The sequence below is a fragment of the Dyella sp. C9 genome (assembly GCF_003332825.1).
In the GTDB taxonomy this organism is placed as follows: Bacteria; Pseudomonadota; Gammaproteobacteria; order Xanthomonadales; family Rhodanobacteraceae; genus Dyella.
In genome coordinates, this window is sequence record NZ_QIRF01000019.1 from 68,728 (window position 1) to 82,811 (window position 14,084).

At 66.1% G+C, this 14,084-nt stretch carries 13 protein-coding genes; 1 reads left to right on the forward strand and 12 read right to left on the reverse strand.

All coding sequences use genetic code 11. The features are described 5' to 3' along the window. Positions 1-12: 12 nt before the first annotated feature. From rlmD to DVU99_RS17440, 3 genes are all read right to left on the reverse strand, one after another. The gene (rlmD, locus tag DVU99_RS17430; RefSeq protein WP_114241506.1) at positions 13-1,326 is read right to left on the reverse strand and encodes a 23S rRNA (uracil(1939)-C(5))-methyltransferase RlmD; all 1,314 of its coding nucleotides are present in this window, start codon (positions 1,324-1,326) and stop codon (positions 13-15) included. Between the two features lie 72 nt (positions 1,327-1,398). Then, complete coding sequence (locus tag DVU99_RS17435) at positions 1,399-2,010, reverse strand: YdbL family protein (RefSeq protein WP_114241507.1); 612 nt, start codon at positions 2,008-2,010, stop codon at positions 1,399-1,401. 44 nt (positions 2,011-2,054) lie between these two features. Continuing rightward, on the reverse strand, positions 2,055-4,076 hold the full coding sequence (locus tag DVU99_RS17440; RefSeq protein ID WP_114241508.1) for a hypothetical protein: 2,022 nt from the start codon (positions 4,074-4,076) through the stop codon (positions 2,055-2,057). Between the two features lie 44 nt (positions 4,077-4,120). Between DVU99_RS17440 and DVU99_RS17445 the strand changes: the two genes are divergently transcribed. Continuing rightward, a complete protein-coding gene (locus DVU99_RS17445) occupies positions 4,121-4,864 on the forward strand; it encodes a response regulator (RefSeq protein ID WP_114241509.1) in 744 nt (247 codons plus the stop codon). A 5-nt stretch (positions 4,865-4,869) separates the two neighbouring features. Here the strand turns inward: DVU99_RS17445 and recO are convergent, their stop codons facing one another. The 9 genes from recO to rpoE all read right to left on the reverse strand — a co-directional run bounded on the left by recO (position 4,870) and on the right by rpoE (position 13,861). Continuing rightward, positions 4,870-5,580, reverse strand: coding sequence for a DNA repair protein RecO (recO, locus tag DVU99_RS17450; RefSeq protein WP_114241510.1), 711 nt, complete (start codon positions 5,578-5,580; stop codon positions 4,870-4,872). A 96-nt stretch (positions 5,581-5,676) separates the two neighbouring features. Next, positions 5,677-6,618, reverse strand: a complete 942-nt coding sequence (gene era / locus DVU99_RS17455) for a GTPase Era (protein WP_114241511.1) — start codon at positions 6,616-6,618, stop codon at positions 5,677-5,679. 168 nt (positions 6,619-6,786) lie between these two features. Then, a complete protein-coding gene (gene rnc, locus DVU99_RS17460) occupies positions 6,787-7,443 on the reverse strand; it encodes a ribonuclease III (RefSeq protein ID WP_114241512.1) in 657 nt (218 codons plus the stop codon). Positions 7,444-7,458: 15 nt separating this feature from the next. Then, on the reverse strand, positions 7,459-7,839 hold the full coding sequence (locus DVU99_RS17465) for a DUF4845 domain-containing protein (protein WP_114241513.1): 381 nt from the start codon (positions 7,837-7,839) through the stop codon (positions 7,459-7,461). 146 nt (positions 7,840-7,985) lie between these two features. Next, positions 7,986-8,888, reverse strand: a complete 903-nt coding sequence (gene lepB, locus DVU99_RS17470) for a signal peptidase I (RefSeq protein ID WP_114241514.1) — start codon at positions 8,886-8,888, stop codon at positions 7,986-7,988. Between the two features lie 51 nt (positions 8,889-8,939). Next, a complete protein-coding gene (gene lepA / locus DVU99_RS17475) occupies positions 8,940-10,730 on the reverse strand; it encodes a translation elongation factor 4 (protein ID WP_114241515.1) in 1,791 nt (596 codons plus the stop codon). A gap of 274 nt (positions 10,731-11,004) precedes the next feature. Then, a complete protein-coding gene (locus DVU99_RS17480) occupies positions 11,005-12,495 on the reverse strand; it encodes a DegQ family serine endoprotease (RefSeq protein ID WP_114241516.1) in 1,491 nt (496 codons plus the stop codon). Between the two features lie 119 nt (positions 12,496-12,614). Further along, positions 12,615-13,268 (reverse strand): sigma-E factor negative regulatory protein, encoded by a 654-nt coding sequence (locus DVU99_RS17485; RefSeq protein ID WP_114241517.1) that lies wholly within the window; start codon positions 13,266-13,268, stop codon positions 12,615-12,617. Next, complete coding sequence (gene rpoE / locus DVU99_RS17490; RefSeq protein WP_114241518.1) at positions 13,265-13,861, reverse strand: RNA polymerase sigma factor RpoE; 597 nt, start codon at positions 13,859-13,861, stop codon at positions 13,265-13,267. The genes DVU99_RS17485 and rpoE overlap by 4 nt, the downstream gene beginning before the upstream one ends. Positions 13,862-14,084: the final 223 nt, after the last annotated feature.

A 14,084-nucleotide genomic window follows, 5' to 3' on the forward strand; every position in this document is an offset into this window, starting at 1 on the left:
GACGACTCCGCATCAACGTTCGAACAATGCAATCGATTCCACGTGGGCCGTATGCGGGAACATATCCATCACGCCCGCCGCGCTCAAGCGGAAACCGTGCTTCTGCACCAGGATGCCGGCATCGCGCGCCAGCGAGCCGGGGTGACACGAAACGTACACAATGCGCTGCGTCTGCTTGTGCGGCAGGTATTCGAGCACCTTGTCGGCGCCGGCGCGCGGCGGATCGAGCAGCAGCTTGTCCCATGGCTGCCTGGCCCAGTGCGCGTGGCGCTGGTCCTCGAACAGGTTGGCCACCTCGAAACGCGCGTGGGTGATGCCGTTGCGCGCCGCATTCTCGGCGGCTCGCTCCACCAGGCCATGCTCGCCCTCCACGCCCACCACTTCGGCCACACGGCGGCCGATCGGCAGGGTGAAGTTGCCCAGCCCGCAGAACAGGTCGAGCACGCGATCGGCAGGCTGCGGGTCGAGCAGTTCCATCGCACGCGCCATCATGCGCTGGTTCATGCCCGCATTGACCTGCACGAAATCGAGCGGGCGGAATTCCAGCTCCACGTCATCGATCGCCGCATCGCCACTGGGAATGCGGAACGCCAGACGCGGATGTTCCGGCCACAGCGGATGCACGCTGCTGACGCCGCCGGGCTGCAGGTAGATCGCAAAGCCGTGCTGCTTGCCGAATTCGACCAGGGCCGCCTGGTCGCGCTCGCTCAGCGGCGACATGTGGCGAAACACCAGGGCCACGGCGTCGTCACCGGCGGCGAATTCGATCTGCGGGATATCGTTGGCGGCATCCATGCTACCCACCAGTTCGGCCAGCAGGCCGATCTTGGGCCCCAGCGCCGGATGCACTACCTCGCAGCGGCTGATCTCGGCCACGAAGCGCGGATTGCTCTCTTCGCGGAAACCCACCAGCACGCGTCCCTTCTTGGCCACCGCGCGCACCGACAGGCGTCCCTTGCGGCGATAACCCCAGGGCTGGTCGGTTAGCGGCGGCAACCACAGCTCCGGCACCACCTTGCCGATGCGCTCGAAGTTGTCCTTCAGCACGCGCTGCTTCACCTCGATCTGCGAAGCGGCGTCCAGGTGCTGCAGCGAGCAGCCACCGCACTGGCCGAAGTGCTGGCAGCGCGGCTCCACGCGATGCGGCGAACGGGTCAGCAGCTCCACCACATCGGCTTCGTCGTAGTGGCGATGGCGCTTGCGGATGCGCAGCTTCACCTCTTCGCCCAGCAGGGCGCCACTGACGAACACGGCCTTGCCGTCGATGCGGGCGACGCCCTTGCCGTCATGGCTGAGGTCGGTGATGGTGGTGTTGAATTCGTTCATGAGCCTCAAAACAAGCACGCCCGGACCGTGAAGGACCCGGGCGCGGCAATCGGGTGGATTGGGCGGAATGGCTTACTTCTGCTTCCAGGCGCCCGAGGAGTCCTGATAATACCAGCCCGGGCGCGCGCGCTCGATCCAGCCCTTGGCGAAGGTGGCGCGGATCTGCGCCTCCCATTCCGGATGGTTGTTGGCATTGGCCACCTCGCGGTAGAGGGCGTTGCGGTCGCGGTTCTCGTCGGCCACGGCTGCATTGAGGCCAGCGCGCTGGTCCAGCGGCACCTTGGCCGCGTCGCGCACCGCCACCAGGCCATCCTGGGTGAAACCCACCGCCCCGCTGTTGAACAGCGGGGCCAGCGTGTTGCGGAAGCGATCCTGCATGCGCGCGTGGATGGCGTCGGTGGTCGGCGTCTGGATGCGGATGTTCGGCGTATCGGCCGCATAGGCGGCCGGAATCAACAGGTCGAGCAGCATCGCCGAGGGCTGGCTGTCCTTCTTGGCCGCCGCCGGCGGCTGCGTGTTGTTGCTGGCCGGCGTGCTGGTAGGCGCGGCGCTGTCCAGCACGGTGCCGATGAACTGATCGGCGGCCTTTTGCGCCGCCGCCTCGGGAAAATACACGTTGATGGTGACACACCCCACCAGGGCGACCAGCAGCATGGTCAGCAATCCATAGACGAGCTTGCGCATGTTCGACTCCTTCGGGTGGGGACTCACCGGGGCAGTGAGTGTGCTCAATGGACCTCCGGTCCGTTGCCTTCGATCGCGGCCTTGATACGTCGTACCAGCGTGGGCCAATCCACCTGGGTCTGGTGGCCGATCACCTGCAGGTGCGGCAAGCCGCTGCCTTCGACAATAGTGTAGCCGTCGGCGTCGTTGTCCAGTCCGCCCATATGGCATACCGATGCCTGCAACGTGCAGTTGAGGCCGATGCGTTTGTAGCTGAAGGTCTTGAACAACTTCAGCATGGCGCCCTGCAGGCCGGCAGCGGCGCCACCGCCACCCACGGCGGTGAGGTTGTTCACGGCACGCTGGCTGATGCGACCACCAGTGCCCGCCAGCAGGTTCGCGCGGAACGCCACCGGACTCCAGTTGACCAGGCGCAACTCGTCGATCGAGCCATCCATGCGTCCGGTGATGCTGCCGAAATCGAACACCGTGGTCATCGCCGCGAGGTCCAACTGTCGCATGTGGATGTCGCCGGTCAGTACTGGGCTTGGACCAAACGGTCCCTGCAAAGTCATCCGGGTGATGTCGACGAAGCCATCGAAGACGTTCACCGAAAGGCCGCCATCCAACTCGAAGCGATCGTCGACCCAGCGCAACGACGGGATGGCACCGCCCAGCGTGCCCTGGAACTCGGGCCACCCCATGGCTCGCGAGAATGCGGCCATGTCGATGCCGGTAAAGGCCAGCGAGGTCGACAGACGGCGCCCCTTGGCCGCTGCCGGACGCCATTCCATATCGCCGATGCGGGCCCGCCCATTGAGCACGGGCACCTCAACCGGATGCTGCAGGCTCAGGGCGCCACCACGGCTCTGCCAGTGCGACTGTGCGGCGCCGTTGGCGATGCGGTACACCTGCAGGCCCTGCCAACTCAGGGTGGTGGCCGGACGGTCGGCGTCGGCCGACCAGTCGAGCGCGCCGCGCAAGCCCTTCACCGCCAGCCGACCCTCGGCATCGGCCAGGTCCAGACCCTCGGTATCGAAGGCGAAGCTGCGCAGGCCGTCCCCGTTCATGTCCAGGCTGCCGTTGAGCTGCCCATCGATGCGCATGTCGCGCAGGCCCAGCGTGGTAAGCCAGGCCTGGCCATAACGCTGGTACGCCGCGGGGAAGCGCGACTGCAGCTTGTCCAGCCTAAGCTTCTGCAGGTCGCCCTTGGCGTTGAACGCCATCGAGCCATCGAACTGCAGCGCATCGGCATCCGCCACGCGCAAGCGAGTGAAATCCACTGCACCTCCGCGGGTCGCCGCGGTGAGGCTGAGCTGCACGGGATGATCCGGCAGGTGCGCGAAGATCGGGCCGAGCAACAGCTCGCCGCCGCGCAGGCTGGCATCGAGATCGATGCGCGACGGCGAGGTGGTGGTGTCGATGTTGAGCCGACCGTTGCCGTTGACCGCCTGCCCGGCGATGGTGCCGCTCGGGGTGTCGAAACCGGTTCCACTCAGCGCGAACTGGCCCGAGGCCTGCAATCCCTTGTCGGCCATGTCCAGTGCCATGTCCGCATCGAGCTTGCCTGCCGTCGCGCGGCCGGACCACAGCGTGCCCAGGAGTCCCTGCAGCCACACGGTGGGGACCGCCTTGAGGCTGATCTGGGCGTGGGTGGGCTGGTCCAGCGGCAGCGCCGTGCTCGCCTGCGCCTGCCCCTGGGTGATGTCGACTTCCAGCGTATTGGCCGCCTCGTCGATCACCATCGACACCTTGGCGTTGCCGAGCGCCGCCCCGGGCGCTCCCGCCAGTTGCAGAACGCCGTCGAACAGCCAGCGCATATGGACGTCACGCTGCAGGCCACCCTGCAGGTCCAGCGCCACATGCCGCCACCCCAGCGTCGGTATGTCCGCGCGGGTTGCACGCAACGAGAGTTTCAGTCCACCCTGGGCATCTTCGCTGATGCGCGCCTGGACGTCCTGCATTTTCAGGCCGGGCACGGTGACCGTCTTGGCGCCCAGCGCGACGTCCGCGCGCGCAGGCAACGCCAGGGCGACCCCCAACAGGATGCCGAGACTGAGCAATAGGTGGCTTGATGTGAAGCGCATGACGCGCCATTCTGCCAAAAACAGCTGAACGACACGGACTAGTCATGTTCAACACGCTTTCCAGCGAGGCCCCGCAAGGGCTCGTCACGCCCGAAGCCGTACGCGCCCTGGTGGCCGACGACGATCCCGCGAGCTGCCTGTTCCTGGTCGAGGCGCTGCGCAGCCTGGGCCTGGAGGCGCAAGCCTGTCACGATGGCGCAACAGCGATCGCGCTCGCCCATGACCAGGCCTTCGACCTGCTGCTGCTCGACTGCCGCATGCCTGGCGCCGGCGCCGAGGAAGTCCTGGCAGCGCTGCGCCAGGACCCCCATGCACGCTCCACCGACAGCACGGCTGTCGCCACCAGCGCCGATATGGACATGGCCCACCGGCAGCGCCTGCTGGCAGCCGAGTTCAGCGAAGTACTGCAAAAACCCTGCAACATCGCCGACTTGCGGCGGATCCTGGGGTTGGTGCAGGCCGGTGCAGGTACCCTGCCCTTGCTGGACGACCAGCAGGCGGTGGCCACCATGGGTGATGCTGAGGTTGTGAAGGCCATGCGAACGCTGCTGCGCGCCGAGCTGGCCGGCCTTTACCAGGACCTGGACGTACTGAGGAACGATCCGGAAGCCTTTGCCGGCCGCTTGCACCGCCTGCGCTCGTCCTGCGGCTTCTGTGGCGCGGCTGCCCTGGCCACCCAGGCCACGCTGCTGCAACGGCACCTCAAGCTTGGACACTCCGGCTCGCTGGCGCCGCTCTCTCGTTTCCGCAAGGCGCTTCTGGCCACCATCGACGCCCTCGGCAGCTAAACCGGCTAACGGCGACTGATGGCCGCCCCGAGCACCTGCCAGGCACGCAATTCGCCGCCCCCAAGGTGGTAGCGGATCACTTCGCGCATCATTGCGCGCAAGGCCGACAGGCCAACCGTGTCGGGCATGCGGTCCTCGGCCAGGTTCAAGAGATCGGCGCCACGCAGCGCATGTGTGGTTCCCGGCGGGCAGGGTGACGGCCCCTGCTCGACCGCGTAGCGATAAAGTTGCGCCGGTTCCACCGGCTCGCCCGACTCGGCCTCGAACTCCAGCTGCAGGCCATAACCCACCGCGTCCAGCAGGTCACGTTCAAAGCGGCGCAGCGTCCATGCCAGCGAATCGTCCGACGCCAGGCGCGGCAAGGTGCGCGCGTAGGCATCGTACAACTGCGGCTGCGGATCCTGGCGACCCGTCAGGCGCACCACCAGTTCGTTGAGATAGAGGCCGGCGAGGCCCGCATCACCGGCCAGCCGCTGGGGCGTGCCGATGCTTTCGGCGGCCTGCAGGGTGGCCAATTCGCCGCGCAGCAGCAGATCCAATGCCAGCGGCTGGAATGGTTCCAGCTGCGAGCGTTGCAGTTTCGCCCGTTCCCGCCGCACGCCCCGGGCGACCACGCCCACGCGGCCGTGATCCCGGGTCAGGCATTCGAGCAGCAACGAAGTCTCGCGATAAGGCCGCGCATGCAGGACATAGGCCGGTTGCTGTTCGATGCGCATGCTGGCCCGTGCCGCTTACGACGCCCGCGCCCGGCGCGGCGTGGCAACGGATGGCCCATCGTGGTGCACGCTCCGGTCCATGCGCGCCGCGACCCGTCAGTCCGTATAGCCGAACTTCTTGAGCATGGTCTCGTCGTCGACCCAGCCCTCGCGCACCTTCACCCACAGGCGCAGGAATACCTTGCGCTCGAACGCGCGTTCCATGTGGCGCCGCGCCGCCGTTCCGATGGCCTTCAGCTGGGCGCCTCCGTTGCCGATCACGATGGCCTTCTGGCCGTCCCGCTCGACCCAGATCACCGCGTGGATCTCCGCCACGCCATCGGGGCGATCCTTGAACTGCTCGATTTCAACCGTGGTGGCGTAAGGCAGCTCCTGGTCCAGGCGCAGCATCAGCTGCTCGCGCACCATTTCGGCGGCAAGGAAACGCTCGCTGCGATCGGTGATCTCGTCTTCGCCGTAGACGGGCGGCTGCACCGGCAGGCGCTTGAGGATGCCCTGCTCCAGTTCCTTCAGCCCCTTCTGCTTGAGAGCGCTGACGTAATAGACATCATCGAACTGGTGATGCTGCATCAACTCGGCCACGAAGGGCAGCATGGTGGCCTTTTCCTTGGCCAGGTCCACCTTGTTGATCACCAGCAGGCGCGGCACCTTCTGCTCGACCAGGGCGTCGTACAGCGCCTGGTCCTCGTCGGTCCAGCGGCCCGCCTCGATCACCTGCACCACCACGTCCACTTCGCTGATGGCTGAACGGGCTGCGCGATTGAGGCTGCGGTTCATGGCGCGCTTGGCGCCGCGGTGCAGGCCGGGGGTATCCACGTACATGATCTGGCCGGCTTCGCTGGTGGCGATGCCGAGGATGCGGTGGCGCGTGGTCTGCGGTCGCGGGCTGACGATGGACAGGCGAAAGCCGATCAGTGCGTTCAGCAGGGTCGACTTGCCCACGTTCGGGCGTCCCGCCAGCGCAACGGTGCCGCAGCGGAAATCGTCATGGGGAAGCTCGGCGGGAGCACCGAGGTCGAGGTCGTCGTTGTCGTTCATGAGCGGAGCCTGTATCGGCCCTCGCAAGCAAGGGCCGGCAAACGCAGGACAATCCTGCGGGGGTACGGTAAGAGTGTATGTCCTTGGCGCCAGGGGATGATAACGGCGCCTGGCTGAGCCGGCCCATCAGGAAGGCTCAGGGACCCGGAAGGACGGGGCCCGGCAGATTCAGCCCAGTGCTTCCTGTAGGCGCTGGAGGACGGTTTCGGCTGCTTCCTGCTCCGCCGCCCGCCGACTGCTGCCCCGGCCTTCGGCGCGGATCGCCGACGGCTCGGTGATCTCGCAGGACACGTCAAAGGTCTTGGCGTGATCCTCGCCATGGCTATCGATCAGTTCGTACTGAGGCAGCGCCCAGCCCCGTCCCTGCAACAGCTCCTGCAGGCGGGTCTTGGCGTCCTTGGACGAGCGCGGGATCGCCGCCACCAGCGGTCCGAACAGGGCCCGCACCACCTCGCGGCATTCGGCAAAGCCGGCGTCCAGGTAGACCGCCGCGACCAGTGCCTCGAAGGCGTCCGCCAGGATGGATTCCCGACGGAAACCGCCACTCTTCAGCTCCCCCGAACCGAGCTTGAGCTCGTCGCCGATCTCCAGCTCGCGCGCGATGACGGCCAGCGCCTGGCCATTCACCAGTTGGGCGCGCAGGCGGGACAGCTCGCCTTCGCTGGCATGGGGATGGGCCTCGAACAGCAGCTCGGCCACCACCGCGCCCAGCAAGGCATCCCCCAGGAACTCCAGGCGCTCGTTGTTTGGCTTGCCCGCGCTGCGGTGGGTCAGTGCCAGCTGGGCCAGCGCGGGATCACGAAAACGGTAGGCGAGCCTGGTCAAATCCTGGGCCTGTGCTTATTCGCCGACGTTGCCCTGCAGCGCCACGCTCTTCTCGAAGTGCAGCAGGAAGTCGATGTTGTACATGAAGGGCACGCGCTTGTCGTAGCTGACCTTGAGCGACGTGGTGTTGTTCTCGCGCGACACGGTGATGTCCTTGGGACCCACGGTGTCGGTACTGACGTACTGGAAGTCCAGCTTGCGCAGCAGGTCGTTGCGGACCTCATTGAGGGACTTGCCTTCCAGCCCGCCACCAGCTTCCTGCGCCAGGGCCTTGGATACGCCCATGTATTCCATGTAGGACGGCACCAGCTTCATCGCCATGAAGCCAAAGAATCCAACCACCATCAGCACGATCACGAACCCGATAAGGGTGATGCCCGTCTGCTTCGATTTCATAGTCCCCTCGCTATGCCGGTCTGCGGCGCTGCCCATTCGATACCGCGCGCCGCCGGCAAGGTGCCGGCGACGCCCACAGTATGCCCATTGTCGCCGCAAGCCACAGCCAGCGTCACCGGTCGCGCATCAACACCGGTCACGGTTTCTCAATGAATGATCGTTCCCATGCGGTTGAAGGCCACGCCCGAGCCGGTCCAGCTCAGCCAGATCAGGAAGGCCTTGCCAGCCAGGTTCTGCTCCGGCAGGCAGCCCCACCAGCGGCTGTCCGTGCTGTTGTAGCGGTTGTCACCCATCGCCAGGTAGCAGCCCTGCGGCACCACCAGCGGCACGCGGGCGTTGGGTAGCGGCGGCGGGATCGCATAGTTGGGCATGCGTGCGGTCAGGTGGTTGACCACGCCCCCCTGCCCATTGGGCAGGTGCTCGTTCCACACCGTGGCGCCCATTTCCAGCATCAGGCGCGATTCGGCGCGCTTGGGGTCGCCCTCGTAAGGGCCCACCAGGTCGGCGGCCACCGGTTCGCCATTGATGATCAGCTGGTCACCGTGCATCTCGACGCGGTCGCCCGGAACGCCGATCACGCGCTTGATCCAGTTCTGGTTCGGCACCGGCGCATGCGGGTCCGAGCAGCTCTGGTCGCCGCTGCGCACCAGCTTGCCGCCGTCCTCGCACAGGTAACCGGGGAAGCGGAACACCACCACGTCACCGCGCTTGGGCTCGCCCAGGCTCACGAACTTGTTGTTGAAGGCCGGCATGCGCAGGCCATAGGCGAACTTGTTCACCAGGATGAAGTCGCCCACGTCCAGGGTCGGCATCATCGAGCCGGAGGGAATGCGGAACGGCTCGGCTACGAACGAACGCAGCAACAACACCACCAGCACCACCGGGAACAGCGAGCGGGACCAGTCCACGATCACCGGCTCGGGAACCTCGCTGCCGGCCGCCGCGGCCCTGGCCTTGCGCTGCTTGTGGAAGAACAGGCGATCGAGGCCCCACACCACGCCAAACAGCACGGTCAGGCCAAGCAGAATCGCCGAAAAGTCGAAATCCATGCCCTACTCCAAGGTTGCCCGGCGTGGGGGACGCCGACCCCGTAGATCTTGTTATTTGTCCACCTTCAATACGGCAAGGAAGGCTTCCTGTGGAATCTCCACGCGGCCGACCTGCTTCATGCGCTTCTTGCCTTCCTTCTGCTTCTCCAGCAGCTTCTTCTTGCGGCTGACGTCGCCACCGTAGCACTTGGCCAGCACGTTCTTTCGCAGCGCTTTCACCGTGGAACGGGCCACGATCTGGGCGCCGATGGCGGCCTGGATCGCCACATCGAACTGCTGGCGCGGGATCAGGTCCTTCATGCGCTCGACCAGGTCGCGGCCGCGGCGTTCGGCGTGGATACGGTGCACGATCAGGCTCAACGCGTCCACGCGGTCGCCGTTGATCAGCACGTCCACGCGCACGAACGGGCCTGCCTCGAAGCGTTCGAAGTGGTAGTCCATCGAGGCGTAGCCGCGCGACACCGACTTCAGGCGATCGAAGAAATCCAGCACCACTTCGGCCAAAGGCATTTCATAGGTGATCTGCACCTGGGTCGCCAGGTACTGGATCGAGCGCTGCACGCCGCGCTTCTCTTCGCACAGGGTGATGATGTTGCCGATGTAGTCCGGCGGCGTGAGGATGTTGGCGACGATGATCGGCTCGCGGATCTCGGCGATCAGGTTCGCCGCGGGCAGCTTCGCCGGGTTGTCCAGCATCAGGATCGAGCCGTCGCTCTTCAGCACCTCGTACACCACCGTCGGGGCGGTGGTGATGAGGTCGAGGTCGTACTCGCGTTCCAGGCGCTCCTGCACGATTTCCATGTGCAGCATGCCGAGGAAGCCGCAGCGGAAACCGAAGCCCATGGCCTCGGAGCTTTCCGGCTCGAAGAACAGCGCGGCGTCGTTGAGGCGCAGCTTGTCCAGCGCCTCGCGCAGCGCCGGGTAGTCGTCGGCGGAGACCGGGAACAGGCCGGCGAACACGCGCGGCTGCATGGTCTGGAAGCCCGACAGCGGCTTCTCGGCCGGCTTGGCGGCCAGGGTCAGCGTGTCGCCCACCGGCGCGCCGTGCACGTCCTTGATGGATGCCGTGATCCAGCCCACCTCGCCCGGCGACAGCTTGTCGAGCTTCTTGCGCTTGGGCGTGAACACGCCCACTTCGCTCACTTCGTGCGCACGGCCGGTGGACATCACCAGCAGCTTGTCGCCCGGCTTGATCTCGCCCTGCACCACGCGCACCAGCGAGACCACGCCCAGGTAGTTGTCGAACCACGAGTCGATGATCAGCGCCTGCAGGCGGTCGGTATCGCCCACCTTCGGCGGCGGAATGCGGGCCACGATGGCCTCCAGCACCTCGACCACGTTCTGGCCGGTCTTGGCGCTCACCGCCACCGCGTCGTCGGCATCGATGCCGATCACCGCCTCGATCTCGCCCTTCACCTTCTCCGGGTCGGCGGTGGGCAGGTCGATCTTGTTGAGCACGGGCACCACTTCCAGGCCCATCTCCACCGCGGTGTAGCAGTTGGCGACCGACTGCGCCTCCACGCCCTGCGCGGCGTCCACCACCAGCAGCGCGCCTTCGCAGGCGGCCAGCGAACGGCTGACTTCATAGGAGAAGTCGACGTGGCCGGGGGTATCGATGAAATTGAGCTGGTAGGTCTTGCCGTCGCGCGCCTTGTACGGCAGCGACACCGACTGCGCCTTGATGGTGATGCCGCGTTCGCGCTCGATCGGGTTGTTGTCGAGGACCTGCGCTTCCATTTCGCGCTCGGTCAGGCCTCCGCAGATCTGGATGATGCGGTCGGCCAGGGTCGACTTGCCGTGATCGATATGGGCGATGATGGAGAAATTTCGGATCAGTTCCATGGAGCACGCTGGCTGCGTTCACTGCCCTGCGCGGCGCGCAGGCAGCGTATCACCGGGATGGCGATACGAACCCGGCATTATCGCATGGAACCGGCGACAGCCGTTCATGCCCCCTCGCAGCCCCCGGAACGCAAACGGCACCCATCCGGGTGCCGTCTGTCGAACTCCCTCCGGCTTTGCGCCGGGACGACGGTGGCCCAAGCTCCCATCGCCCCGGCGAAAGCCACGACCTGGCGCCTCGGCCACGGCGCTGCCACGCCGCAGCCAATCGCCCTCAGTCGTCCTTGCCACCGGGCACGGTCAGGCCGATGAAGCCACTCTGGTCACCGTGCCGAACCAGCAACAGCACAGTGTCGCCCGGCTTGGCGTCCTTCGTGGCCTCACGAAATGCAGCAACGCTGCCGACTTTCTTCTGGTTGACCATCAGGATCACGTCCCCGGGCTGGAGACCGGCCCGGGCGGCCACCGAACCGTTGATGGCGCTGATCGCCACCCCCTCGCCGGACTTGAGATCCAGTTGCTGGCGGGTATCGCTGTCCAGATCCTGAACGGACAGGCCCAGCGCGCTGGCCCCGGCCTTGGCGGTTGGCTGGCCGCCGTCGACGGAGGCCAGTACGGCATTCTTGTCGCGCGGCATCTCTCCCACGGTCACCGGCACGTCCAGCTTCTTGCCGTCGCGCAGGATCTGCAGGGTGGCCTTGGTCCCCGGCGGGGTCTGGCCCACCAGCGGCGGCAAGTCGACGCTCGAATTGATCGGCTGGCCGTTGTAGGCCAGGATCACATCGCCCGCATGCAGGCCGGCCTTCTCCGCCGGGCTGCCCTTGGTCACCTGGGCCACCACCGCGCCGGAGCCGTTGTCCAGCTTGAACGCCTTGGCGATGTCGTCGCTGACCGGCTGCACCGCGACACCCAGCTGCCCGCGCGACACATAGCCCTTTTCCTTGAGCTGCTTGACCACGTTCATGGCCACATCGATGGGAATCGAGAAAGCCACTCCCTGGTAGCCACCGGTGTTCGAGTAGATCTGGGAGTTGACGCCCACCACCCGGCCCTGCAGGTCGAACAGCGGTCCGCCGGAGTTGCCGCGATTGATCGGCACGTCAGTCTGGATGAATGAGGTATAGGGCTGGTCCTGGCTGCCCAGATTGCGCCCGACCGCGCTGACGATGCCCTGGGTCACGGTGTAGTCGAAGCCGAACGGCGAACCGATCGCCAGCACCCACTGCCCCGGCTTGAGCGCCCGCGAATCACCGATGGTCACGGCGGGCAGGCCGCCCTTGTCCACCTTGAGCAGGGCAATGTCGTACTGCGGATCGCTGCCCACCACCTTGGCGGCGAGCGTGCGGCGATCCTGCAGGCGCACGGTGACCGAATCGGCCCCGTCGACCACGTGGTTGTTGGTCAGAATGTAGCCATCGGAGGAGATGATGAAACCCGAGCCCAGCGAGGTGCGCTGCTGCTCCTCCGGCGACGGCATCGAGGGCATGCCGAAGAAGCGGCGAAACATCTCCATCTGCGGATCGTCATCGTCCGGGGAGTCCGGTGCGTCGCGTCCGGAAGAGCGGCTCTTGCCGGACTTCTTGCCCGAGTACTTCGCCTCCACGTGCACCACGGTCGGCGCATTCTTCTGCACGATGCCGGTGAAATCAGGCAAGCCAGACACCGCCGGCGCCGCGGGTGAGGCACTCTGCGCCTGTACGCCGCCGGCCAGGGCCAGGCTGATCAGCACGCCGCACGACAGCGTGCGCAGGGCGAATCGATTCATCTATTCCTCCGGATGGGGCAAGGGTTCACGCACGACCCCGCCGCCAGCCCGTTGAACGGGCTGGCTGGGGTGGGCGGTACTGGGAAGATCGGCCGCGGTAGCGGACACACGGCCGACGGTCACTGGGCCGCTTCAGGCGCCTGCGTCGACGGCTGCTGCGCCTGGTCGGGATGGATCAGCAGCAGGTAACTGCCATCGCCATTGCTGATCGGGTGGCGACCCACACGATAGGGCGAAAGGCTGCTGCGGGAGTACAGCGTCGGACCGGTGTCGCTATCGACGGTGGCCGAGGCCTGTTGGGTCAGCTTGTAAGGGGAGTCGGCATAGGCATTGACCCAGGGCGGCGCCACGGCCGGCATCTCGCTGCGTGCCACCGAGGTTCCGGTATCCGGCGCAGCCAGGCTGGCCCGGGTGGCCGCCACCTGGGGCACCGCGTGGTCGGCACCGGTGCCGGCCGGCTGGGCGATCATCAGGGCCGCCACGGCCACGCTGGCCGCAATGGCGCCACCGGCCGACCAGTGCAGCCAGTGCCTGCGCTTGCCCTGCACCACTGCAGCATCCTGCTCGATCGCATGCATCACGCGGGATGCAAAATCGGCAGACGCCAGCGGCGGGAGCTGCTGGCGCAGGCTCTCGCGGGCCACGTGATAGCGCGACCATGCCTGCTGCAGGGAGGCGTCGTGGTCGAGGCGGCGCAGCAGAAAGCGCAACTCCTCCTTCGACAGCGCGCCGTCCATGCCGGCAGACAGGTTTTCGCGTTGGTCATCAGTCATGGGGATTTGTCCTCGCGGTCGGACAACAGCGGCCGCAGTTTCTCATCGATAGCTTCGCGCGCCCGAAAGATACGTGAACGAACCGTACCGATCGGACAGCCCATCGCCTCGGCGATTTCCTCATAGCTCAAACCATCCACTTCACGGAGGGTAATCGCGGTCCGCAGTTCCTCGGGCAACGATTGGACAGTGGAAAATACGGTTTGTTCAATTTCCTGGCGCATGAGTTCACGCTCAGGGGTGGCGCTCTCCTGCATGCGGTCGGCGCCGGGCAGGAAAGCCGCGTCATCGATGGCAATGTCGTCGGCCGGCGGCCGGCGCCCCATGGCCACCAGATGGTTCTTGGCGGTGTTCACGGCAATTTTGTACAGCCAAGTATAGAAAGCGCTTTCGCCCCGGAACGAGCCGATCGCGCGCCAGGCGCGGACGAAGGCCTCCTGGGCGATGTCCTCGCACTCGCTGTGGTTCTTCACATAGCGCGATATCAGGCCGATGACCTTGTGCTGGTACTTGCGCACCAGCAGGTCAAAAGCCCGCTTGTCTCCATGTTGGACGCGCTCGACCAGCGCGCTGTCCAGTTCGTTTTCGCCCATCCGGGCCGTCTCCTTCGTCGATGCTGCCACTCGCCTCGGGATGCCTAAGGATGGGAGCGGTTTGCTCAGACAAGAACAACCGCTCCTAGTTCAGCATGCCGGCGCACGTTTACCAACCCCCAGGGAAACGGCACCGCTGGCGCCTACCCCGTCCTGTTGGGAACGCACAGATGCGCGAGCGGCGCACCTCCCCCGCCATATGCCCCTTTATCTTATACACATC